Below are 22,492 nucleotides of genomic sequence, written 5' to 3'. Positions count from 1 at the left end.
GTAAACAGTGAATTTTCCTTTGTTTCTTGCATGATCGTTTGACTCCATTTAAATTGATAATATTGAACGAAAACTAGAAACTTTATATAATTTCGATAGCCTCGTATGATTACTGACTAATACTTCTCCATGCCTCTGCGATCGCCCGGAATATTACTGAGAAAATTTTAAAATTTATCCGATCGCACTACTTTACTCAGCTATCTAGACTACAAGGGTTTTGTAAGGGCGATTGCGAATCGGATCGTAAAGGAAAAGCTGACTCGGCTGTGGAATGAAAAACAGCGTATTGATGCCATTGCTGCTGCTGTTCTTGGTATCGCTGTTACTGTTAGCACTGCTGAAACCGCTGGTAGTGCTGCCACCGCTGACAGTCCCAGATTCTCGATCGGTTAATTCGGTAAAAAGTGAATTTTGTTGATTGTCCGGCATAAGGAACTCCTATTAAGACATATATAGTTACTTACGTACCGATCCCAGAAAAACCGGGTAACAGTGCCAAAAATCATTGCGGAAATGCTCTGTTTTCCTGACTGTTGCCGCCTGAATCCACCATTCTTGATGTTTGGGGAAATTTCCGGGTGGGGACGGCAAAGCTGTGCGGATTTTGACCTTGACCATGTGAATTTTGATTTAGACTTCTAAATCTATCCTTGGTGTCCGGAAAGCTAGAAAATAAATGTGACAAAAGAAATAGGCGATCGATCTCTCCTTCTTCCAACTCATACCGTTTGAGGTTTGAAAATGACTTATTTAATCAGGCTTTGGAGTTGGCCGCGAGTTGCATTCTTTTTTGGAAATGGCATTAAAACTCACAACGATTCTCTTTCCCCAAACTCAAAACTTAAAATTCAAAACAATTCCCCTCACCCCCAATAGCCGCCATGCCTCGCACACCCGAACCCATGCCCGCAGAAACCTTTGATAACGACGAGTTTTTGCCCCCTGTCAGCCGCTGGACTACTTTGGGGGGAATTTTGATGGTGGCGACGTTTGGCGGGGCGATCGCCCTGGCAAGCGTCACCAAATACAGTGCTACAGTCAAAGCAGACGCGATCGTCCGTCCAGCCGGAGAAGTGCGCGTCGTGCAAGCTGCAACCGAAGGAACCATCGAAAGCATTGCGGTAAGCGAAAATCAGACAGTAAAAGCCGGAGATGCGATCGCAGTTGTCAACGCTTCGCGTTTGGGCACTCAAAAAAAGCAGTTCCAAGACACAATGAATCAGTCTCAAGCAGCAGCACAGCAAATCAACCAGCAACTGCGGGACTTGGAAAATCAAATTTTAGCCAGCGGCCAATTTCAAACCATCCAAAATCAAAATTCCGCCGCCCAAGAAGTAGTCGAGTCCGCTCTTGTAAAAATCGCCACATCGCAGCCGGATGTCGCCGAGAGACTCGGCAGAAGTCGGCGGGTTTTGCTCGTCAAGCGATCGTCCATTCAACAACAATTAATTCAAGCTAAAAAAGAACTCAATCAAATTCAGTCACAACTCGAAAATAGCGTGATCCGCGCGCCCGCTGATGGTACAATTCTCAAATTGGAAGTACAAAGTACCGGTCAAACAATACAAGCCGGAAGTGCGATCGCCCAAATCGTCCCTAGCGACGTACCCCTTTTAGTCAAAGCCAGAGTAACATCCCAAGATATTGCCCGCATCCAAATCGGCCAACCAGTGCAGATGAGGATTTCCGCCTTACCCTTCCCAGATTACGGGACACTAAAAGGAACAGTCAGCGCGATCGCCCCAGATGCGATCGCCACTCAAAACCCCGGTAATAATTTAGGTACTGCTTATTATGAAGTTGCAATTAAACCCGATCAAACCTATCTAACCAAACTCGAATCTACCCGCAATCAAGCAGTTGGAACTTCCCAGGCAAATACCCCACGCCAGTATTCAATTCAGTCAGGAATGGAAGGAAGAGCCGATATTATTACTGGTCAAGAAACTGTTTTGACGTTTATTTTGCGGAAGGCAAGGTTGGTGACGGATATGTAATTGGTCATTAGTCGTGGTCGTAGGGTGCGTCAGTCTTAAGGTTAGCCCGAAAAATTTGGGTTTTACCTACTGACGCACCCTACTTTTGTTTGTTGTTTGTTTGACATTTTGCGATCGTAGTTATATCATAGACTCTAGTAGATGCCACTGTCAACCATCTCGATCCACAACTCCAAAAGTTAATCTAACGTCATAAGCTGGTAACTAACCACTAACCAACGGGTAACAAATGGGGAAGTACAGGCGACCTAGAATTAATTTTGTTTTGGATGAGGATATTAGGGACGACCTAACGGTATGGGCTAAGGAGGAAGGACGCACGATGAGCAATCTTGTAGAGCGAATTGTGACAGCCGCAGTTCAAGGAAAGCGGGACAGCCACCCAAACCAAAACCCGCTCATCCATAAAGAGCAAGCGGGAAAAGGAGGCTCTAGCGAATGAATAAACTGATGTCTAGTATTGAAAAAAGTGACAAATTCACCTGAACCAGAACCGTCAGAACTAGAAAATCACCACGGTGCAACTGACCCAAGTAAGTGTCAGGATATGAGCCGCAAGTACAGATGGAGGTTGAAGCGTATCGAACGTACAAAAGATCGCACTCTCAAGGTCAATTGCGTGTTTTATGGCGAACAAACCTCTTTTGAAGACAGTCGTTTTGGAGATACCGACGATGAATGAAACTTGGATAGTTTTTAAAACAGAATCACTCTCATCCCCAGGCTGGGAAGAACGTCAGCTACTACCGATCGGTGGTTTGACTGACATTTTAGCAACAGAGTGGGATTCTTCGGGGAAATTGCCTCAAATTGGCGAGCGGGTGCGAGAATACGAAAACCTCGAAGATCCGGGTAACGGAGTCACCCACGGTCGAGATAGCAATTGGATTGTGAAAAGCATCCACAAATTCTCATCTAGCGACACAAACCTGGAAATCATGGTCTGTTATTGCGCTTATGAACCCGTTGAGTCTAAATGGGTTGAATTAAAACGAGGAAAGCCTGTGAATGAGATTTTGCAACCCGTTGAAATTGGGTAAAAATCTTAACCTTTCTAATTAATTATCTTCAGTCCGCGCAGGCGGACTTTGTTTTTGTAGACGCGGTTTCAACCGCCGGGTTTATGTGTACTTTGTTTTTGTAGACGCGGTTTCAACCGCCGGGTTTATGTGTACAATAAATACACCGGGTTTATGTGTAGAATAAATAACATCCATCGCCAATATGAAAATTAACGATAAACTCAAAACCATTCTAGCTGAATTGCGATCGCACTTCGAGCTCCTGTATGGCGATCGTCTCACCCAAATGGTACTTTACGGTTCCCAAGCGCGGGGCGACGCACATCCCGACTCAGATATTGATGTTTTGGTCGTTCTCAAAGCACCAGTCCAAGTCGGTGAAGAAATCGATCGAACTATCCCAATTGTAGCAAATTTATCCCTCGCCAATGACGTAATAATTAGCTGCTTGTTTATGAATGAGGAACGGTTTACTAATTATCAAGGCCCTTTGCTCAGAAATATTCGTAGAGAGGGAATTTTCGTATGACACCCGCTCAATTAAACTTACTCCTCAAAGCCGATCAAAGCCTTTCAGCAGCAAAATTTATATTGGATGGCGGATATCCTGATTATGCAGCTTCTCGCGCCTATTACACAATGTTTTATATTGCTGAAGCATTTCTAGAGGGTGAAGGATTATCTTTTTCCAAGCATTCCGCAGTCATCAGCGCCTTTGGCAGAGAATTTGCTCGTACAGGGAGAGTACCTGTGAAATTTCACCAATTCCTAATTAGATCGCAGGAATTACGAAATGCTGGAGACTATGGTGAGATTAATGCTGTAACGGCTAATCAAGCAGCAGATTCGATCGCCCAAGCTGAAGAATTTCTCGAATTGGCTCAAAATTTAATTGGAACTCTGCCGCCACCTTAAATACCAATGCTGAAAATGCGATTGCTAATATCAATATAAATTTTCCCTCGCTGAATGCTCATAGTGCTTCTAAACCATCCATTTCTGCCACAATAAACTCTTGATTGATAGCAGCAATCTCAACTTGAATATCTGGATCGTTGGCCATCTCTGCTATCTCTGCTTCCAGGTATTTAGCATTAGCGAGTTTATTAGCTATGTAAGTTTTCTCCCGCACTCGGCAAGCGATACGTTCCAGCAGCCAAAGTTGTTCTTCTATCGACAGGGAACTAATAGAACGTTCAATTTCTACTAAAGTTTGTGAAATCATTTTAGTTTCCTCTTGTTTTTTGCCCCATCGCAAATCATCGAGATTTGTTTGAATGAGACCGGGCCCATTCCGAATAGATTCATTAGTGCGATCGCTTACTTATCTTGTATCTATATTATACGACATAGTGGCGTAGCAGCTTATGACACACACTCCACCTACTCCAGACGATTCAGCCAGTCGGGTTTTCCCCTTGTTTTTCCCCGACAAAGAATGTAAAATTCTAAAAACATGGGTTGTAAGCAATGAACGAAGCGCGCCACCAAGCTTATCAAAATTTGATTGATTCTCTCCTCACCTGCGATCGCGAGGAAAGAATGGGCATTATGCAGGCTAATTTAGAGTTGATAGACGAGGGTTTTGCCCAATTTTTGCGGCGAGACTGGGCAACTCAAACTCTGGCAAAGTTACAGGGTGAAGAAGCTTCCAATTGTGCTATTAATTTATTCAACTTTAATCTTGGTTTTTATAGTCTGCGGCAAGGCAGTCGGGCAAGTAATTTAGAGGTGGCGATCGCTTGTTTGGAGATTGGGTTAACTATTATTACTCGCAAAGCTGACTCGAAAAATTGGGCCATGTTTCAAAACAGTCTGGGGATTAAATATTACGACAGAATTAGAGGGGGAAAAGCTGAAAATTTGGAACTGGCGATCGCAGCTTATCAGGCATCCTTGGAAATTTACACCCGCGACGCATTTCCCTTTGAGTGGGCAGGGAGTCAAAATAATTTGGCGAATGCCTACCAATACAGAATCAGAGGGGAAAAAGCCCAGAATCTGGAATTGGCAATCGCAGCTTTTGAGGCATCCTTGGAAATTTGGACTCGCGACGCATTTCCCTTTGAGTGGGCAACGTGTCAAAATAATTTGGCGGGTGCGTACCTATACAGAATCAGAGGGGAAAAAGCCCAGAATCTGGAATTGGCGATCGCAGCTCTTGAGGCATCCTTGGAAGTTTGTACTCGCGACGCATTTCCCGAAGACTGGGCAATGAGTCAAAATAATTTGGCGAGTGCGTACTACAGCAGAATCAGAGGGGAAAAAGCCGAGAATCTGGAATTGGCGATCGCAGCTCTTGAGGCATCCTTGGAAGTTTACACCCGCGACGCATTTCCCTTTGAGTGGGCAAGGAGTCAAAATAATTTGGCGAATGCGTACCTCTACAGAATCAGAGGGGAAAAAGCCCAGAATCTGGAATTGGCGATCGCAGCTTGTGAGGCATCCTTGGAAGTTTACACCCGCGACGCATTTCCCGAAGACTGGGCAGCGTGTCAAAATAATTTGGCGGGTGCGTACCTATACAGAATCAGAGGGGAAAAAGCCGAGAATCTGGAATTGGCGATCGCAGCTTTTGAGGCATCCTTGGAAGTTTACACCCGCGACGCATTTCCCTTTGAGTGGGCAGCGTGTCAAAATAATTTGGGGCTTGCCTACAGCAACAGAATCAGAGGGGAAAAAGCCCAGAATCTGGAATTGGCGATCGCAGCTTTTGAGGCATCATTAGAAATTTGCACCCGCGACGAATTTCCCGAAGACTGGGCAAGAATTCAAAATAATTTAGCTAATGCCTACCACAACAGAATCAGAGGCGAAAAAGCCGAGAATCTGGAATTGGAGATCGCAGCTTTGGAGGCATCCTTAGAAATTTGCACCCGCGACGAATTTCCAGAAAATTTAGCAAGTACTAAAAATAATTTGGGGCTTGCCTACCACAACAGAATCAGAGGTGAAAGGGCTCACAATCTAGAAATGGCAATTTCCACTTATCAATCAACATTGTCCGTTCGTACACGTGAAGCATCTCCTAAAATTTGGGCAATGATTCAAAATAATTTGGGGCTTGCCTACAGCAACAGAATCAGAGGGGAAAAAGCCGAAAATCTGGAACTGGCGATTTCCGCTTTTCAAGCAGCTTTGTCAGTTTTTACCCGCGAGGAATTGCCTCAAGATTTGGCAATGACTCAAAATAATTTGGGGATTGCCTACCGCAAGAGAATCAGAGGCGAAAAAGCAGATAATTTAGAAATGGCGATCGCTGCTTTACTGGCATCCTTGGAAGTTCGCACCCGCGAGGCATTTCCCTTTGAATGGGCAAGGAGTCAAAATAATTTGGGGATGGCTTACCTCTACAGAATCAGAGGGGAAAAAGCCGAGAATCTGGAATTGGCGATCGCTGCTTTACTGGTTACCTCTACAGAATCAGAGGGGAAAAAGCCGAGAATCTGGAATTGGCGATCGCTGCTTTACTGGCATCCTTGGAAGTTTACACCCCCGACGCATTTCCGATCGATCATGCTGAAACCTTATATAATCTCGGAGTTGCCTACCAGAATAATTCCCAACTCCCAGAAGCTTACAATACCTTTAACTCGGCCATCGAGACAGTCGAATCAATGCGGAGGGAAATCATTATCGGTGGCGAAGCAGATAGACAAAAATTGGCTGAAGAATGGAATATACTTTATCAGCGCATGGTAGAAGTTTGCCTACAAATGGAAAACTCCACTGCCGCCCTAGAATACGTCGAACGCAGCAAAACCAGAAACCTCGTAGAATTGTTTCACAAAGCCCGCAGCCTCCCCAGCCAAGTACAGCGGATTAGTTTTGCAGAAATTCGCAGCCTGTTAGCTGAAAACGAAGCAATTTTAGAATGGTACATTACCTACAACGGCTTTAAAGTTTTCATTGTCACCCGCGACTCTCCTCAACCGGATATCTGGCAATCTTCCTCTCAAGACTTGCAAGCATTACAAGAGTTACAACAGGAATATCTCGATGACATCGAAGACGAGGAAAAATACGACAACTGGAAAAACCAACTAGACAGCCGCCTGGAAAGATTAGCCCAGATTCTGCACATCGACGAAATAATTTCTCGCCTCCCCGAAAACTGCCAAAAATTAATCTTAGTTCCCTTCCGATACTTGCACCTATTCCCCCTACACGCCCTCACCAGCAGCCGACAAAAAGCAGACAAAACCGTAGAAACTGGATGTCTTCTCGAACTTTTCCCAGGCGGCGTGAGATACACACCCAGTTGCCAACTTTTGCAATTATCTCAGCGGGAAAACTTGACAGCCGAAGACACATCACCCAGCAAATTTTTTGCCATCCAAAACCCCACAGAAGATTTAGACTTCACCGACATCGAAGTCGAAGCCATTGCCAAATCCTTCAATCCCGCCGAAGTATTGATTCGGGAAAAGGCAAGTAAAGCAGGATTGCAACAACAAATTGCCAGCTTGCAAAATGCCGATATCGCCCACTTTTCCTGTCACGGCTTCTTCGACTTTCTCAATCCCGAAAAATCATCCTTAATCCTAGCCGGCGCCAAAATTGCCAGCGATGGCGTTCCCTCCGAAGAAAAGCGTTACATTCGTTCCCGCCGAGGCGAAACCTACGACATCACAGAATGCCTGACTCTGACAGAAATCTTTGATTTGCAGTTAAGTAAGTGTCGTTTAGTAGCCCTTTCTGCCTGCGAAACTGGGTTAACCGATGCCAGGAATAGCACAGATGAGTATATCGGATTGACTAGCGGTTTTTTGTACGCCGGAACCACGAATGTGATTAGCACATTATGGGCTGTCAATGATGTATCTACGGCGATTTTAATGATAAGATTTTATGAGTTATTTCGTTCAGAAAGTCGGCCCGCTGTGTCGATTGCTTTGCGGGAGTCTCAGTTGTGGCTGCGGAGTTTGACTGTTAAAAGTTTGCTAGAATGGGTGGAAGTGTCGCAGTTGCTGAGTCACGAACATAAACAGACAATTCAAAACAGATACAATCGCGGTTACAAACAAGATTATCAACCTTATGAGTCTCCCGTATACTGGGCCGCTTTCTGTGCAGTTGGACAATAAGGGTGGGTATCAGAAACCGGGTTTCTGCGGAGATTTTTTGTTCCCGTTGAGATTTATCATAGAAACCCGGTTTCTTTTCGGCAATAAGTGTGGGTATCAGAAACCGGGTTTCTTCCGAGATTTTTTGTTCCCGTTGAGATTTATCATAGAAACCCGGTTTCTTTGACCTTAGTATAATGAAAGGAGAAATTAGCAATGACAGATGAACAATTTATTGCAGGCTTCCTAAAAGTCTTTGAAACCAAACCCGAAATATTTGAACAAGGCGGGGCGGTTGACGCTTTAGCAAATCTCAGCAACACGATATCCCAGATGGCGGATTCATCCAACAAGGAAGTAGCCGATGCCATTGGTAATTGGTGTGCAGACTATCCTAAAATAACAGATGAAATCAATTTAACGGCTAGAAAACTAAAACCAGAAGCCACCAAGACAGAAGGAGTAAACGAAAGACTATCAAACCGCTACCCAGAATTACCGGAAAATCTCAAAAAACGCCTTCCCAAATCCTAGCCACCGCGCCAATAACATGAGTGATATAATTTCTGCCCCCAATGTTTATTTATACGCTTTCCAACTGCAAAGAAACAGTAAGGGCAGCAATAATCCTCTCTGGAAACACTGCGACAATATCCTCGCCAACTTCACCGATGAAAGGGTAACACCCAATCTAGTTTTTCCCCAAAATTCCCACAGCAACCGCAACGATTTACTTCCCAATGTCTCCCTAGGATTCAACAGCTATCCACCCATAGAAGGTTTTGTACAACCGCTACAAATTCAAAAAGATAGCTATGCTTTCTGCTTAAACATCGGTTGCCCGGAAGATGGCACGGCTGATAATGTAGATGTCGATTTAATCCAGAAATTTAACCCAAATCAAGCCTTACTTATCGATGGCGATGACAACTTTTTAGGTCAAACTCTCCTGATTACCGCATGGCTTCCCGAAAACTCATCAGATAATTTAGATGCCCTCAAACCTCTTGCTGATAATTGCCGCAATGCTTTATTCCAAGGCGATTCACTACCTCCATTCTACTGTTCCGGGAAATTATTCGGCAGTCCAATTTTTGAATACGGTTCAATTATCGATATTGCGAATTACCGCCATTTGCTTGTCTGGCTGCTTGTTGACAAACAAACCGACGAAAATTTTAACACTTGCCAGGAAGAAATATTTGACCTACTATTTTACCGCAACAAAATCATCAAAGTTTTTCAAGACAGCCGCCTGATTTACGACGAACTCGATCGCGAATACGGCATTATTGAGAAAAATGTGGAGATATTGCAGGCTCAATTTTCCAGAGGAACCCTCTTAACTGCCGCCCAATTGCAAGAATTTCAGGAACAGCTAAAGCAACTCTTCAGCAAAGCTGTAACTTATACTCGCCTGCTGCGGAAACTCGAAGATTATGACAATACAATTGCCCTAAATCTTAACAATTACACTGACATTTTGCAGAAAATATGTGATATACTAGGAACCGATAAGGAAGAACTATCAATATTAAATAACTTCAGTAGAAAAACGGCTCCTTATATGCGATCGCAAATAGCCGGCGACTTAGGATATTTCCGCCACGGAACAAACTTAATCGACCAGGCGATCGCCTCAATTCGCGGCATAGTAGAAATAGAACAAGCCAGGAGCGATCGCACCAACCAACTCGCACTCCGCAAGAGCGAGCTCGGAGAGAAATATCGGGACGATCGCCTACAAAGCACAGTACAGGCGATCGGCGTCGGTTTAGCAGCCGGAGGTATCGCAGCATCAAGTGGCACTGACCAAGTATTCCAGACAGTTCAAAACCATCAAATCCCAGTGTTAATGCAGTGGCATCCCTTTGTATTTTCCTTTGCCTTGAGTTTTGCGATCGCCCTTTTCGCAGCCGGCATCACTTGGTGGCGCACTAAACCGAAAAAATAGTTGATCGTTGATAGTTGACAGTTGACAGCGAACTCTTTAAGACTGGAATTTAAACCTATTTCTAAAAACAATCCACCTTAAATACCCCGTTAATTCTTCAGTCCGCGAAGGCGGACTTCGTTTGTGTAGACGCGGTTTCAACCGCCGAGTCATCTTCCCCAAATTTTTTATAAATTTCAACAAAAAGCATCTGAGATCCAAATAACGTGTCAATATAGAGAATGTGACTTCAATTCTATTCTTTCCTCATGGGCAAACAGCGCGTTCTTTCAGGAGTTCAGCCAACAGGCAATCTTCACCTCGGTAACTATCTCGGTGCCATTCGCAACTGGGTAGAAGGTCAAAGCCAGTACGAAAATTACTTGTGCGTAGTCGATTTGCACGCAATTACGGCACCGCACAATCCAGCAACCCTAGCCTCCGACAGTTACACACTCGCCGCTCTCTATTTAGCTTGCGGCATCGATTTAGAATATTGTACTATTTTCATCCAATCCCACGTCTCGGCTCACGCAGAACTAGCATGGCTGCTCAACTGCATTACGCCGATTAACTGGCTCGAAGATATGATTCAGTTTAAAGAAAAAGCAGTTAAACAAGGCGAAAATGTCAACGCCGGCTTGCTAAATTATCCCGTGTTGATGGCAGCCGACATCTTGCTTTACGATGCCGACAAAGTGCCTGTGGGAGAAGACCAAAAACAGCATTTGGAACTCACCCGCGATATTGTCATCAGATTAAACCACCAATTCGGTACACCAGAAAAACCCATTTTGAAACTGCCCGAACCGTTAATTCGGACTGAGGGCGCGAGGGTAATGAGTTTGACAGATGGTACGCGTAAAATGTCAAAATCTGACCCTTCAGAACAAAGTAGAATTAATTTGTTGGATTCGCCAGATACAATTAGCAAAAAAATCAAGCGCTGCAAAACCGATGCCGTGCGGGGCTTAACTTTCGACGATCGCGATCGCCCAGAAGCGAGAAATTTGCTAACACTTTATCTCCTGCTTTCCGGCAAATCGAAGGAAGAAGTAGCAGCGGAATGTGAAAATATGGGTTGGGGAGATTTCAAACCATTGTTGACAGAGACGACAATTAATGCCCTCAAACCTATTCAGGATAAATACAAAGAAATAATGGACGAACCGGGATATTTAGAATCTGTACTCCGTCAAGGAAGAGAACAAGCAGAAACTATTGCCAACCAAACTTTGAATAAGGTTAAAACTGCTTTTGGTTATTCTCTACCTAATTAGTCATGGGGCATGGGGCATGGGGCATAGGGCATGGGGCATGGGCATTGGTAGCAACTAACAAATAACTAATAACTAATGACTTCTCCCTCTCTTCCTTCTTCCTCTCTTCCTTCTTCCTTCTTCCTTCTTCCTTCTTCCTTCTTTAAAATAATCATGAACCGTTTTCGCACAGCCTGTACAACTCCCGGAGAATTCATAATTACCGCCGAAGTTGCCCCGCCCAAAGGTGGCGATATGGCGCACACCTTGGCAATGGCTGAACTTCTGAAAAACAGAGTGCACGCCATTAACATCACAGACGGAAGCCGCGCAGTTCTGCGAATGTGTCCCCTAGCCGTTTCCGCAATTCTATTGCAGCGGGGAATTGAGCCGATTTGTCAAGTTGCTTGTCGCGATCGCAATCAAATAGGCCTGCAAGCCGATCTCATGGGAGCGCACGCCTTAGGCATCCATAATATCTTGGCACTCACCGGCGATCCAGTCAAAGCAGGCGACCATCCAAAGGCCAAAAGTGTATTCGATTTAGAATCAGTGCGGCTGCTACAAGTCATTCAAAAAATGAACGGCGGCCTTGACTGGAATGACAAAGCTTTAACAGACGGAGTTACCGATTTATTTGTCGGTGCCGCTGTCGATCCGCAATGCCCCAGTTGGTCGGGTTTACAAAGCCGATTTGAGAAAAAAGTCGAAGCTGGAGCCCAGTTTTTTCAGAGCCAATTAATTACAGATTTTGACGTTTTAGATAAGTTTATGCAGCAAATTGCTGCTGGCTGCAACAAACCAATTTTAGCAGGAATCTTTTTGTTTAAATCAGCTAAAAATGCTGAATTTATAAAAAAATACGTACCGGGAGTTCACATACCGCAAGAGACGATCGACCGTTTGGCAAACTCCCCACAACCCTTGCAGGAAGGCATAAGAATTGCAGCCGAACAAGTCAAACTAGCGCGGCAATTGTGTCAAGGAGTGCACATGATGGCCGTCAAGCGAGAAGATTTGATTCCGCAAATATTGGATTTGGCTGGTATCGAGCCGCTGAGCTAAAATTGAGTTACTGCTAGCATTTTAAAATCCACAGGACAGTCATGGTTCGGGAGCATCTCAGTTTTGCATTTACAGCGCTGTCCCCGCGTGCTTCTACACGCGAGCGGGGACAGCACGGAAGATAAAAAATGCTTCTTGCAAAACTGAGATGCTCCCCGCACGACCTCCGTCAATATGAGATTATAACTAATAACTTATATCCGGTCACGGTTCGCCCTCTTTAAAAACCAGATGCAGCCCTCCGCCAGAAGTCGCACCACAATAATAAACCCGTAGTACCAGCCATTTACTTGCAACAAAGCCGATCGCATTTCTCACTCTCAACTCACAGAATCCCGTTTGCAGCACTGAAATTCTAGGAGTGCCACTCAAATGAGTGTCACTCAAATGAGTGTCACTCGAAAATGCGACTGGGCGATCGCTCGGTGCGATCGCTACAACAGTTGTAGATGCTTGGAAACAAAGGGATTGAGATATTCAGGCTTTGTTTATTTGGTACATCAATCAAAAAAAAAGCTTCTTTATGGAAAAAATCACAAATTGATTTAGGAAATCTCTGAATAGTAACTTGTAAAAAAGTACAAAAGACAATGAATGATTAAACAATTAACCCAAAAGGCTTAGTTGCTCACCTACTAATATATAATCGTCGAAACTACGTTCAAATTAAGGACTTAAGTTATGCCGCGCCCCATAGTTCTCATACACGGTTACTCAGCTAATTCAACGGCTTTTAGTGAGTGGGAAAAAATTCTTGAAACTCACTACAAAAACAGAGAGATTATAGTCCTCCATACAGCTAGCTATAAATCTCTTACTAATGAGATAACCATCAAAGATATTGCTGAAGCATTTGACCGAGTGCTTCGCTCCTATATTGAAGATGATGAATTTGATGCCATTGTTCATTCAACTGGAATGCTAGTTATTCGCGCTTGGTTAACTACTTACGCCTATGCTGCTAATGTCAATCGTCGGAGTCGCCTCAAACACTTGATTGGATTAGCACCAGCAACTTTTGGCTCTCCTTTAGCCCATAAAGGAAGAAGTTGGTTGGGTTCGGTTATAACCGGACATAAAATACTTGGGCCTGATTTTCTCGAAGCTGGAAATCTGATTTTGGATAATCTTGAATTAGGTAGTCGTTTCACTTGGGATCTTGCTCATCTTGACTTAATTGGCTCTGCCCAAAATAAACCCAAAAATGAGCCCTACTATGGCGAAGATAACAAGACGCCTTATGTGTTTATTTTCTGTGGCAATCAGGGATATGACGGATTGAGGGGATTAGCTAATACTGCTGGATCTGATGGTACTGTGAGATGGGCAGGTTGCGCTCTTAACAGCCGCAAATTAATTCTTGATTTGACGCAAGATCCATCTCAAAATAAAGACAAGCCTGTAGAAGAACGAGGCAAACCAGACGAACATCCAGAACACCAGATTGATATTCCACTGGTGCTAATTGATGGTCACAATCACAATACAATTGTGCATAATCCTAGAAAAAATCCAGACTTTATTGAGTTGGTTCTACAAGCTTTAGATGTTTCTGATAAAGACAGTTTTGGTAGCTGGACAGCTAAGGCTCAAGCTCATATGGAGAGCATGAAAAATACAAAAGGAGAGCAATGGGAAGAATGGCAACAGTTTATTATTCGTGTTGTAGATGAGCGTCTCGATCCAGTTACAGATTGGAATGTTCAGTTTTTGATGAAGGATAAAGAGGGCAAAGAATTTTGGTTAGATGACAAGTCATATTTAGATGTTCATACCTACACTAAGGACAAAAGTTTGCGATGTTTTCATGTCAATTTAAGTAAACTGAAGCCGGAAAGCCTTTCTGAATTATGTATGAAGTTGATTGTTTCATCTGGAACTAGCCTTGTGGCGTATTACGGTTGTGGAAGTGGAAAAATTACTCTAGAGGGCGAGCCACAACAGTCAGATGGAAGATGGGATGCAGAATTGAACTTAGATCATCTTCTAAATGCAAAAGTTAAATTTTTCTGTCCTTTTACAACTACTCTTATTGAGATTCGTCTGAATCGCGAACCAATGCCAATAAACAGAGCGAAAGAAAATTCTATTTTAACTTTTGTAGAGAAGCCAAAGTAAGGTTTGTAGAGCAAGAAAGCGATGCTCTAACTTTAATCTGGTTCTTACCAAAAATATAGCGGGACTGCTATTGGTATATAGCGATTCTCAAAAATATGAGGTACGTTGTTGGGAAGAGAGCCCTATACGTTTCAGTCGTTATATAACCTGTCAGTCATACCTCACCTTTTTGAGAAAGGCTATAGGTAAGTAGACAGGAAAATTTATCGTGGAAACAAGGCAGATGGCCGAAGGGAGAACGGAAAAGGGTTTTAGTTAAGTTTACTTTTCGTTACATATTTCTATTTATTGGGGCGTTTCTACTGATGAGGGAATTGCTAGCAGCGAATTGCTGCCTGAGTTAGACTTATCTTTATGGAAGCGCTACATTTTGTTGGCGCTGCCATTGGAACCATTAAAAGAGTTTCGTAAAGGCATTAGTAGCAATGACTGATTCAAATTTGCTCGATCGCGATAATATCAAAATAGTAGAATCGCAAATTTCAGAAGTTACTGTGTACACCGATCGCGCTTTGATAACCCGCCGTGGCACAGTAGCCCTGACGGGAAACGAGTGCGAATTAACTGTAGCCTCTCTCCCCACAACCCTCGAAACCGAGTCAGTCAGGGCTACCGGTGCAGGTACAGTCGCCGTGCGATTGCTGGGAGTGCACACCGAAACTCTCTTTCACAGCGAACCTACGGGCGATCGCATCGCCGAATTAACCGCACAAATCCAAGAGTTAGAAACCCAAAAACGCGCCATAAAAGACCAAATCGCCTCCCGAAAAATTCAACTCAACTTTGTTGAAAATTTGAGCGAAAAAAGCGTCAGTTCCTTTGCTAGCAGCATTTCCAAGCAGCAGATCGGTTTGAACGAAGCCGGCGAATTGCTCAATTTTTTAGGCAGTAATTATAAAAAGTACATAAGTGCGATCGCCCAACACGAAAGACAGCAGCGAGACTTAGACAAGCAAATAGAAGCATTGCGCCAGCAGTTGCGCCAAGTACAAACTCCCTATTCCCAGCAAAGTTTTAACATCATTGTGGCGATCGAACCCAGCGGCAGCGGCAATTTTGAACTAGAAGTTTCCTATGTAGTAACGCGAGCCCGTTGGACTCCCCTGTACGACTTGCGAGTCAATACTACCAACAACCAAATCAATCTCAATTACCTAGCCGAAGTCAACCAAAACACAGGCGAAGATTGGACGGGAGTAGCGCTGACTTTATCCACAGCAAAACCCGGAATGGGAACTTTGCCACCAAAACTTCAACCCTGGTTTATCGATATTGTTCGCCCAAAACCTGCTCCAACCGCAGAATTTATGAAAGCACGACGCGTACAGACTGAAGATGCAGAAATGGGAACAGATTATTGTATAGAATTAGAGATGGAAAACGAGCCACAATTTGCAATGATGGCTATGCGAAGTGCTGCTCCCGCACCAGAACCTATAGCAGCTCAAACGGCGACAGCAAGAGTATCTAAAGAAGGCAGCACCGTTTCATTTCAAGTCGGAGGAAATACCAATATTCCCAGCGACGGCACACCGCACAAAGTCACTATTTTCAGCGATAATTATCCCTCTAAACCTGAATACATCGCCATTCCTCATTTAGTCAGTTTCGCTTATTTGCAAGCAATTGTCACCAATCCGACGACAGGTGCAACTCTGCTGCCCGGTAAAGCCAATATCTTTCGCGACAATACTTTTGTCGGTAATGTGCAGTTAGAAAATGTTTCCCCTGGCGAAGAATTTAAGCTTAATTTAGGAATAGATGAAGGCTTAAAAATAGAGCGAGAATTAGTGGAAAGACAAGTCGATAAAAAACTGATCGGCAATCAGCGGCGCACGACTTACGCCTATCGGTTAATTTTGACCAACTTGCACCAAGTGCCTGCTAAGTTGACACTAAAAGAGCAACTTCCAGTCACTCGAAAGGAGCAAATAAAAGTGCGGTTGACTCAGACTAATCCGAAGATAGTAGCAGGTGAAATGGGACTCTTGGAATGGATAATCTCTATGCCACCGCAAGCCAAGCAAGAGTTATATTACCAGTTTGTGGTCGAACATCCTCCCGAGTTAACAGTCATCGGTTTAGATATTTAATTAGGATTTACACTCTCAAGCTGTAGCGCCAGCTACAGCTTATATCAATTATGCAAAATATTGCTAAATATCAGTTAAAAGCGAGCATTTGTACGGAAACGGCTGAGATTAATACTAATTTAAAAAAATGATGCAACACTCTTCCATAGTCTTGTAAGGGCAATCCCACGCCCGATCGCCCGATAGATATGGGGTAGGCTTTCTCGGCACTACCCCTACAAATTTTGTGAATCATTTAGGATTGCTGTAGCACTATTTTTCAGAATTGGTATTGGTTAATGAGCAAGCAGCTAATTTTTTCTCAGTACACAACTGCTGAAACAATAAATCTGCGATTGATTCATAAGCTGGGGCTGTGGGGTGTACGCCATCCCGAAAATAACTTTCTACCGTGGTTTTCGGCAATTTTGACCAGGCTGCGTGAGTGTCTATGAGTGGAATTTTCAAAGCTTTTAGCCGATCGACAAACTGGGATTTAAACCTCGGCTGATTCGGTACCGGCAGTAAATCGGAGCGATCGCAAGTATACAACACAAACAACGGAATATTCGACTCTCGCACCAAAGCCACTATTTGCTCAAATCGCTGCATATTTTCCCTAAACCGTTGCGTTTCCGGCACCGGCACACCCCCCACAGGGGAATTCGGCACAAAAACACTGGAAAATCGGGGCATAACGTATCTGTCAAACACTTCTTGAATTGCCAATAACGGTTGGCGATTCGGCATCAGGGGGTTATTTTTGAGTCCCGCGCTGGTACTTGAAGGTTGTAGCAAATCGTGAGTACCAATTTGCAAAATCACAGCATCGCTTTCAAAAGTGCCAAACTTCCGAATATATCCCAATTGATTGCCAATTCCCCAAGATCCCGCAGAAGCATTTAGCACCTGAACCTGCTTTTTGATGCCCAACAAACGCGCTGCCAACAATTCTGTAATAGTTTCTGCCTGATCCGTGCTATTATTGCCATTGAGAACCGAGTCTCCTGTCATCAAAATTCTGATAGTACCTTCAGGCTTGGCTGAATCGATTTGTTCAGACCGTTGAGAAAATTGATTGTACTGAAGTCTATTGCCAAAACGATATACAAGTTGATTTGGTGCAAATATATACCCAACCTCAGCATCAGCTTGCAGCAAAGCAGGATTTCCGAATCCCAGCAAGCGCAACGCAAGTTCTATCGCACTCAAAAATGCGATCGCACAACCGGGCATCCAATACCTAGCTTTCACAAACCTACCTGTAATTGGTAAACTGCAAAGCCATCGGATAATCTTCTTGCTTCAAGCGTTGAATTACCAACTGCAAATCATCCTTATCCTTGGCAGAAACGCGGACTGCATCACCTTGAATCGAGCCTTGAATTTTTTTAAATTCATCTCGAATTAATTTAGTGATTTTTTTGGCAATTTCCTGATCAATCCCTTTTTTGAGTTTGATTTCTTGGCGTACTCTAGTACCACTAGCAGCTTCAATTTTGCCGTAATCAAAAATTTTCAGAGATAAATTCCGCTTAGCGGCTTTTGTTTGCAAAACAGTGTGAATGGCATCGAGAGTAAATTCGCTGTCCGTATTGACAGTAATCGATTCTGCGCCCAATTCCACGGTGGTTTTGGTATCTTTCAAGTCGTAGCGGCTTTGAATTTCCCGCACTGTTTGGTCAACGGCGTTAACTAATTCTTGCCTGTCGAACTCGCTGACAATATCAAATGAATAATTAGCAGCCATAAATTAGTAATTGGTAAATTGGTAATTGGCCCGCGCAGGTCATTGGCCCGCGCAGGGCATTGGGGAATGGGGAATGGGGAATGGGGAATGGGGAATGGGTGGTTGGTAGTTAGTAGTTCGTAGTTGGTAATTAGTCATTAATTAAGCGTCTCTCAACTAATGACAACTAACAACTAACAACTAACAACTAACAACTAACAACTGACAACTGACAACTGACAATTACCCATTAACAGCCATCAAACTGAAATAGAATAAAGAGAAAGTGCAAGTAGAACTAATCGCAAACATGAGCGATCGCCCCAGAGGCACATTCAGAATATAGAAAACCGAAAACAACAATCGGGCTACAGGAAAAGCGATTCCAGCCCAGCCCGCCGCCTCCGAATCTATTCCTGTCACAAAAGCCATCAAAGCCGCCGCTGAAAACAGCATAAACGTCTCAAACGAATTTTGGTGAGCCCAAGTTGCCCGCTGAGCGTAACCGGGCAACCTATCAAACATAGCGCGAGGTGCTGCTTGGTCATAGCCTAGCTGCAACCGAGCAAGGGCAACCACCAAAAACGGTGCGTAAACCAGCGCAGCAGCAGCAGCAACAGAATCAAGCAGAATAACCGACACAGGCAATCCCAACAGCATTATCCACCTCGCATTTCAATCAAAATAGAACAGAGTAACAACTTTGCGCTGTTCCTCCGCATCCTGGCAAGTTTTCAGCAAAGTGTGGCTTTCGTGAAAAGCAAAACAGATCAGTTGCTGACAGCGAGAAATAATCTCCTGATTGCACATGGCGCTGGCTTCCGGGAGAGACAAGCTGTCATTTTTGGGATTTTCTACCAAATGTATGACTTGTTCGAGCTGCTCGCGGGACTCCCGAGGCTGGCGGCTCATGCTTTGCGGCAAAATCACCGTCAGCAGATTAGGATCTGCTCGCATTGCCCCCCGAATTGCGGCTGAATTGGTGCCTGTAGCCCCGGATGTGATGAGCTGGTTGCCTCCCAGAACTAAGGCGTAGCTCAGCATCTCAATTAGCTGCTGGTGGGTAATAGGAACGTGGCGAGAACCCAAAAGAGCAACCCGCTTGGAGCTTGTTTGCTGGATCGCCGCAAGTTCTTGTAAAAAATCATCAACTCTGGGTAGCTCAATTGATTGACTCAAAGAATTTATTAAATTAAATAAAACTACGTTGTGGATTCTAGCAGACTAACTAGCAATTGCCACCAAAAAGAAGTTAAGAATTGCTGATTAACGGTATCTGACTAGAGGAGCGGGAGATTTGAGGAACCCAGAAGGCAGAATGTCTAAAAGCATTCGGCAGCCAGAGCAGAAGGTACGATTCAATAAAAATTGAGGATTTAAGAATTTTGAGTTTTTATTTTTTAAACCAAAAATCCTCTCTGCCTTCTTGCCTCTGCCGAATATGTTGTTCGCCCAGTTCCCGCTGCCGAATACCTTCAGATCCGGTGGCCTTGTTAATGAACTCGATCGCCCAAACCCAATGATGCCATCATGGCCTTAAGGTCAAAGTGTTCTGCCATTAGCTGAGTAACGCATTCCACCTTGATGCGTTCGTGCAGGCGCACGCTGCCAAAGGTGCTGTCGATAATTTCCACCGTGGTTAAGGTATCCAAATCAACAGATAAAACTGGAATTTCCATTTCTTCTGCTCTGCCGATTACCAAGGGAGAAGGAGGCAAGTGGCCTGTGAGAATTAAGCACTGAGTCGAGCTTTCCAGAGCCGCGAGCTGAATGTCCGTGCGATCGCCCCCGGTGACTACCGCCATATTTCTGGCTTTGCGGAAATACTTCATAGCTGAGCTAACATTCATCGCACCAATTGTCAAGGTTTCCACCATCAAATCCAAGCGGTCTCGACGGCAGAGAACATCAGCTTTCAATTGGTGGACTAATTCTTTGACGCTGACACTCCGCAGCAAAGCGCTTCTCGGCAGCATTCCCAAAACTGGAATACCGCTAGCTTCCAGAAAAGGGCGCACAGTCGCAGTTACGGATTCAAGTTTGTCGGAGGGAACATCGTTGAGCACGACGCCTATCAAGCGCGAGCCCAAGCGCCGCTTCGCTGACAGCAAATCGTCTATATAAAGATCGATCGGGCGCACTACCAGCAGCACAGAGGCATCAATGGCATCAGCGATTTGAGACAAAGACAAGTCAAACAGACTGCCTTCCTCCAAATTAGCAGGGCCTTCTAACAGCACCAAGTCTCCGCTGGGATTTTGCAAATATTGCGCCAGAGACTGGCGGTAATCTGTCTTGTCTTCTTGGCGCAAACGCTTGTGAACCGTCTCTTCGTCCAAATACAGCAGTGTTGACGGCATCTGACTTTCTGAGAGTTTAAGCGTCTCTACCGCGAACCGCACATCTTCCTCCGCCACTCCAGCTCCCTCCGAGCTGAAACAGGTTCCCAGCGGTTTGCCGTAGGCGATTGCCATTCCTTGTTCCCGGAGTGCCAGCGCCATCCCCAGGGCGATCGCGGACTTGCCGCTGTAAGCTTTTGTCGAACCGATCAGCAAATATTTAGTCAATTTGGGTACGCCTTCTCTCCTCAATTTGCACCTGTCTATTTAAATAAATTTAGTTTATTCAACAGTATTTTCGCACTGCGAGTCAATTTCGCAATATGATTATACTCGATTTTGTCACTTTTGTGCAGAGCGTTTTTTTGAGGGGAACTTTTATTCATTTGTTCGCCACCCTTTTGTTAGCTTTTTTTACATCTTTATTTTCATGTTTTTTCGATTTTCGGTTGTTAAGAACTATTTGTCAACAGCATTTAAAAATAATATTTTATAATAAATATTTGAGTGATAAATAAACCTATCGATCAAGGCAGATGCAACGTATATAATAGACGCAGAGGCCTTTCAATATAGGAAAGCAATTTTTGCACTCTTGTCTAATGATGCAATAACTCAGTTATAGCGATTCTTAATTTCCGTAAGGTACACGGGATCCTTAATTACATGGCTTACAAACAAACCTCAAGAAACTGGGTTTTTCACAAAATGTGAGTTTTTTGGGCTAGTATTTTCGTAAAAAAGCCCGGTTTCTGCCAACACCTACGTCCAGGACTAAGGAGCGCAAATTAAATAATTTACACATATTTGTGGAATGGGCGTCCCGCCCGTTCAGAAAGGACGGGCGGGACGCCCATTCCACAAGAATAATAAAAATTGTAAGTTATTTAATTCTCATTCCTAAGTTACCAATTACGAAAAATTCAAGCGTCGATCGCTGTTGTTGAGCAAGGCTATAGTACAATACGGTTCACTTAACACTTTTTATGCCCCGGATATCCCCCTAAATCCCCCTTAAGAAGGGGGACTTTAAGAGCTTTCTTGTCCCACCCCCTACTCCCCTTGGGAAGGGGGGTTAGGGGGGATCTGTCTTAAGTGAACAGTATTGGGCTATAGTATTGCGCCTTCTGAAATACAAGGCTTGCGCATGGGAGGCGAGAAACTCGGTTTATTCGTAGATTTCTCGTTACTAAGGAATGAAAATTAAATAACTTCCACTCTTGAAAGTGGGATGGGCGTCCCGCCCATCCCACCATAACAATTAAAATTGTAAGTTATTTAATTCGCGATCCTAAACACAAAATCTCGTAGAAACCGAGTTTCACTCTTGTCGCAAGCGCGTAACTCCTCAAAATAGAAATAGCGCACCAATAATATAATCTCGCCGTCCCGATGGCATTACATTATTAGCGCGCATTTTAGGGCCGCAATCAATTACAAACTTTTGGGAGCGCGGGTGCGGTGAAAATTAGTCATCCATACGCATCAGCTTGCGGTAAAACGTTTTAGAAAAATCGACGGTACGAGTCCGCTGAAAAGTTAGGAGTACCTCAATTAAACAACTGACAAACTCAGAACTTTGCATAGTCACTTCGTAGCTGAGTTCAGCATTACCGTCAAACAACACCCGACAGCGGGTCAAATCCATCGGCAGCGACGAGATATTCCAACTAGCGACAAAGGGTATATCTTCGCCGCCGTCAATTTTTCTTGCCCCCTCCAAGCTTTTGAGCTTGTAGAGGCCAATAGCGTGGGGCAAGAACTTGCGCCTGGGCTCTTGATAGAAAGGCGCGTAGACTTTCACTTCTTTGTCGTCGGCTGGTTTCAGTTGAGGAAGAGACATATTTCCGCATCCTGACAGTGGGTTGAGATCATCTGCAAAAACTAGC

23 protein-coding genes are annotated in these 22,492 nt (G+C 44.2%); 14 read left to right on the top strand and 9 right to left on the bottom strand.

Going from position 1 to position 22,492, the window contains the following annotated elements; all coding sequences use genetic code 11:
- Nucleotides 1-204: 204 nt before the first annotated feature.
- Nucleotides 205-432 (bottom strand): secretion protein HlyD, encoded by a 228-nt coding sequence (locus tag JGK07_RS02690; protein WP_293184276.1) that lies wholly within the window; start codon nucleotides 430-432, stop codon nucleotides 205-207.
- Nucleotides 433-884: 452 nt separating this feature from the next.
- Here JGK07_RS02690 and JGK07_RS02685 point away from each other — a divergent pair, with 452 nt between their 5' ends.
- From JGK07_RS02685 to JGK07_RS02660, 6 genes are all read left to right on the top strand, one after another.
- Nucleotides 885-2,000, top strand: a complete 1,116-nt coding sequence (locus JGK07_RS02685) for an HlyD family efflux transporter periplasmic adaptor subunit (protein WP_293241305.1) — start codon at nucleotides 885-887, stop codon at nucleotides 1,998-2,000.
- 229 nt (nucleotides 2,001-2,229) lie between these two features.
- Nucleotides 2,230-2,442 carry a hypothetical protein gene (locus JGK07_RS02680; RefSeq protein WP_293209004.1) on the top strand — a complete coding sequence of 71 codons (213 nt, stop codon included), beginning with the start codon at nucleotides 2,230-2,232 and terminating at the stop codon, nucleotides 2,440-2,442.
- A 27-nt stretch (nucleotides 2,443-2,469) separates the two neighbouring features.
- Nucleotides 2,470-2,682 (top strand): hypothetical protein, encoded by a 213-nt coding sequence (locus tag JGK07_RS02675; protein WP_293209002.1) that lies wholly within the window; start codon nucleotides 2,470-2,472, stop codon nucleotides 2,680-2,682.
- Entirely contained in the window at nucleotides 2,675-3,040 is a 366-nt protein-coding gene (locus JGK07_RS02670; RefSeq protein ID WP_293199362.1) for a hypothetical protein, read from the top strand. Before JGK07_RS02675 ends, JGK07_RS02670 begins: the two co-directional genes overlap by 8 nt.
- Nucleotides 3,041-3,224: 184 nt before the next feature.
- Nucleotides 3,225-3,551, top strand: coding sequence for a nucleotidyltransferase domain-containing protein (locus JGK07_RS02665; RefSeq protein ID WP_293208999.1), 327 nt, complete (start codon nucleotides 3,225-3,227; stop codon nucleotides 3,549-3,551).
- Nucleotides 3,548-3,937 carry a HEPN domain-containing protein gene (locus JGK07_RS02660; protein WP_293208996.1) on the top strand — a complete coding sequence of 130 codons (390 nt, stop codon included), beginning with the start codon at nucleotides 3,548-3,550 and terminating at the stop codon, nucleotides 3,935-3,937. Before JGK07_RS02665 ends, JGK07_RS02660 begins: the two co-directional genes overlap by 4 nt.
- A gap of 58 nt (nucleotides 3,938-3,995) precedes the next feature.
- Here the strand turns inward: JGK07_RS02660 and JGK07_RS02655 are convergent, their stop codons facing one another.
- A complete protein-coding gene (locus tag JGK07_RS02655) occupies nucleotides 3,996-4,247 on the bottom strand; it encodes a hypothetical protein (protein ID WP_293208993.1) in 252 nt (83 codons plus the stop codon).
- 245 nt (nucleotides 4,248-4,492) lie between these two features.
- On the opposite strand from JGK07_RS02655, the gene JGK07_RS02650 reads away from it, so the two are divergent.
- The 8 genes from JGK07_RS02650 (at nucleotide 4,493) to JGK07_RS02615 (ending at nucleotide 16,556) form a co-directional block, all read left to right on the top strand.
- On the top strand, nucleotides 4,493-6,724 hold the full coding sequence (locus JGK07_RS02650; protein WP_293290701.1) for a tetratricopeptide repeat protein: 2,232 nt from the start codon (nucleotides 4,493-4,495) through the stop codon (nucleotides 6,722-6,724).
- Nucleotides 6,640-8,109 (top strand): CHAT domain-containing protein, encoded by a 1,470-nt coding sequence (locus JGK07_RS02645; RefSeq protein WP_293290698.1) that lies wholly within the window; start codon nucleotides 6,640-6,642, stop codon nucleotides 8,107-8,109. Before JGK07_RS02650 ends, JGK07_RS02645 begins: the two co-directional genes overlap by 85 nt.
- 195 nt (nucleotides 8,110-8,304) lie before the next feature.
- The gene (locus tag JGK07_RS02640; protein WP_293184294.1) at nucleotides 8,305-8,622 is read left to right on the top strand and encodes a hypothetical protein; all 318 of its coding nucleotides are present in this window, start codon (nucleotides 8,305-8,307) and stop codon (nucleotides 8,620-8,622) included.
- Between the two features lie 16 nt (nucleotides 8,623-8,638).
- Nucleotides 8,639-10,042, top strand: a complete 1,404-nt coding sequence (locus JGK07_RS02635; RefSeq protein WP_293241299.1) for a hypothetical protein — start codon at nucleotides 8,639-8,641, stop codon at nucleotides 10,040-10,042.
- A 248-nt stretch (nucleotides 10,043-10,290) separates the two neighbouring features.
- A complete protein-coding gene (trpS, locus tag JGK07_RS02630) occupies nucleotides 10,291-11,301 on the top strand; it encodes a tryptophan--tRNA ligase (RefSeq protein ID WP_293213251.1) in 1,011 nt (336 codons plus the stop codon).
- A gap of 153 nt (nucleotides 11,302-11,454) precedes the next feature.
- Nucleotides 11,455-12,345 carry a methylenetetrahydrofolate reductase gene (locus JGK07_RS02625; RefSeq protein ID WP_293184303.1) on the top strand — a complete coding sequence of 297 codons (891 nt, stop codon included), beginning with the start codon at nucleotides 11,455-11,457 and terminating at the stop codon, nucleotides 12,343-12,345.
- Nucleotides 12,346-13,026: 681 nt separating this feature from the next.
- The gene (locus JGK07_RS02620) at nucleotides 13,027-14,463 is read left to right on the top strand and encodes an alpha/beta hydrolase (RefSeq protein WP_293184306.1); all 1,437 of its coding nucleotides are present in this window, start codon (nucleotides 13,027-13,029) and stop codon (nucleotides 14,461-14,463) included.
- A 425-nt stretch (nucleotides 14,464-14,888) separates the two neighbouring features.
- Entirely contained in the window at nucleotides 14,889-16,556 is a 1,668-nt protein-coding gene (locus JGK07_RS02615) for a mucoidy inhibitor MuiA family protein (protein ID WP_293223587.1), read from the top strand.
- 70 nt (nucleotides 16,557-16,626) lie between these two features.
- Here the strand turns inward: JGK07_RS02615 and JGK07_RS02610 are convergent, their stop codons facing one another.
- From JGK07_RS02610 to ebsA, 7 genes are all read right to left on the bottom strand, one after another.
- A complete protein-coding gene (locus JGK07_RS02610) occupies nucleotides 16,627-16,791 on the bottom strand; it encodes a hypothetical protein (protein ID WP_293223584.1) in 165 nt (54 codons plus the stop codon).
- Nucleotides 16,792-16,808: 17 nt separating this feature from the next.
- On the bottom strand, nucleotides 16,809-17,789 hold the full coding sequence (locus JGK07_RS02605; RefSeq protein WP_293223581.1) for an SGNH/GDSL hydrolase family protein: 981 nt from the start codon (nucleotides 17,787-17,789) through the stop codon (nucleotides 16,809-16,811).
- A gap of 4 nt (nucleotides 17,790-17,793) precedes the next feature.
- Nucleotides 17,794-18,285 carry a YajQ family cyclic di-GMP-binding protein gene (locus tag JGK07_RS02600; protein WP_293184314.1) on the bottom strand — a complete coding sequence of 164 codons (492 nt, stop codon included), beginning with the start codon at nucleotides 18,283-18,285 and terminating at the stop codon, nucleotides 17,794-17,796.
- Between the two features lie 222 nt (nucleotides 18,286-18,507).
- On the bottom strand, nucleotides 18,508-18,924 hold the full coding sequence (locus JGK07_RS02595; protein ID WP_293184317.1) for an MAPEG family protein: 417 nt from the start codon (nucleotides 18,922-18,924) through the stop codon (nucleotides 18,508-18,510).
- Nucleotides 18,925-18,939: 15 nt separating this feature from the next.
- Nucleotides 18,940-19,443 carry a DNA recombination-mediator protein A gene (locus JGK07_RS02590; protein WP_293131869.1) on the bottom strand — a complete coding sequence of 168 codons (504 nt, stop codon included), beginning with the start codon at nucleotides 19,441-19,443 and terminating at the stop codon, nucleotides 18,940-18,942.
- 314 nt (nucleotides 19,444-19,757) lie between these two features.
- A complete protein-coding gene (locus JGK07_RS02585) occupies nucleotides 19,758-20,855 on the bottom strand; it encodes a phosphotransacetylase family protein (protein ID WP_293184320.1) in 1,098 nt (365 codons plus the stop codon).
- 1,216 nt (nucleotides 20,856-22,071) lie between these two features.
- Entirely contained in the window at nucleotides 22,072-22,446 is a 375-nt protein-coding gene (ebsA, locus tag JGK07_RS02580; RefSeq protein WP_293184323.1) for a type IV pilus biogenesis protein EbsA, read from the bottom strand.
- Nucleotides 22,447-22,492 lie beyond the last annotated feature (46 nt).

Origin of the sequence: Microcoleus sp. PH2017_24_DOB_U_A, assembly GCF_020738205.1 — a bacterium.
Taxonomy (GTDB): Bacteria; Cyanobacteriota; Cyanobacteriia; order Cyanobacteriales; family Microcoleaceae; genus Microcoleus.
The sequence above is the reverse complement of the archived record's forward strand: the minus strand, read 5'-3'. Positions and strand labels throughout refer to the sequence as shown.

What these genes read in the sequence shown, in the direction of transcription:
- JGK07_RS02690 (WP_293184276.1), bottom strand. Translation starts at nt 432, where the DNA reads ATGCCGGACAATCAACAAAATTCACTTTTTACCGAATTAACCGATCGA.
- JGK07_RS02685 (WP_293241305.1), top strand. Translation starts at nt 885, where the DNA reads ATGCCTCGCACACCCGAACCCATGCCCGCAGAAACCTTTGATAACGAC.
- JGK07_RS02680 (WP_293209004.1), top strand. Translation starts at nt 2,230, where the DNA reads ATGGGGAAGTACAGGCGACCTAGAATTAATTTTGTTTTGGATGAGGAT.
- JGK07_RS02670 (WP_293199362.1), top strand. Translation starts at nt 2,675, where the DNA reads ATGAATGAAACTTGGATAGTTTTTAAAACAGAATCACTCTCATCCCCA.
- JGK07_RS02665 (WP_293208999.1), top strand. Translation starts at nt 3,225, where the DNA reads ATGAAAATTAACGATAAACTCAAAACCATTCTAGCTGAATTGCGATCG.
- JGK07_RS02660 (WP_293208996.1), top strand. Translation starts at nt 3,548, where the DNA reads ATGACACCCGCTCAATTAAACTTACTCCTCAAAGCCGATCAAAGCCTT.
- JGK07_RS02655 (WP_293208993.1), bottom strand. Translation starts at nt 4,247, where the DNA reads ATGATTTCACAAACTTTAGTAGAAATTGAACGTTCTATTAGTTCCCTG.
- JGK07_RS02650 (WP_293290701.1), top strand. Translation starts at nt 4,493, where the DNA reads ATGAACGAAGCGCGCCACCAAGCTTATCAAAATTTGATTGATTCTCTC.
- JGK07_RS02645 (WP_293290698.1), top strand. Translation starts at nt 6,640, where the DNA reads ATGCGGAGGGAAATCATTATCGGTGGCGAAGCAGATAGACAAAAATTG.
- JGK07_RS02640 (WP_293184294.1), top strand. Translation starts at nt 8,305, where the DNA reads ATGACAGATGAACAATTTATTGCAGGCTTCCTAAAAGTCTTTGAAACC.
- JGK07_RS02635 (WP_293241299.1), top strand. Translation starts at nt 8,639, where the DNA reads ATGAGTGATATAATTTCTGCCCCCAATGTTTATTTATACGCTTTCCAA.
- trpS (WP_293213251.1), top strand. Translation starts at nt 10,291, where the DNA reads ATGGGCAAACAGCGCGTTCTTTCAGGAGTTCAGCCAACAGGCAATCTT.
- JGK07_RS02625 (WP_293184303.1), top strand. Translation starts at nt 11,455, where the DNA reads ATGAACCGTTTTCGCACAGCCTGTACAACTCCCGGAGAATTCATAATT.
- JGK07_RS02620 (WP_293184306.1), top strand. Translation starts at nt 13,027, where the DNA reads ATGCCGCGCCCCATAGTTCTCATACACGGTTACTCAGCTAATTCAACG.
- JGK07_RS02615 (WP_293223587.1), top strand. Translation starts at nt 14,889, where the DNA reads ATGACTGATTCAAATTTGCTCGATCGCGATAATATCAAAATAGTAGAA.
- JGK07_RS02610 (WP_293223584.1), bottom strand. Translation starts at nt 16,791, where the DNA reads ATGATTCACAAAATTTGTAGGGGTAGTGCCGAGAAAGCCTACCCCATA.
- JGK07_RS02600 (WP_293184314.1), bottom strand. Translation starts at nt 18,285, where the DNA reads ATGGCTGCTAATTATTCATTTGATATTGTCAGCGAGTTCGACAGGCAA.
- JGK07_RS02595 (WP_293184317.1), bottom strand. Translation starts at nt 18,924, where the DNA reads ATGCTGTTGGGATTGCCTGTGTCGGTTATTCTGCTTGATTCTGTTGCT.
- ebsA (WP_293184323.1), bottom strand. Translation starts at nt 22,446, where the DNA reads ATGTCTCTTCCTCAACTGAAACCAGCCGACGACAAAGAAGTGAAAGTC.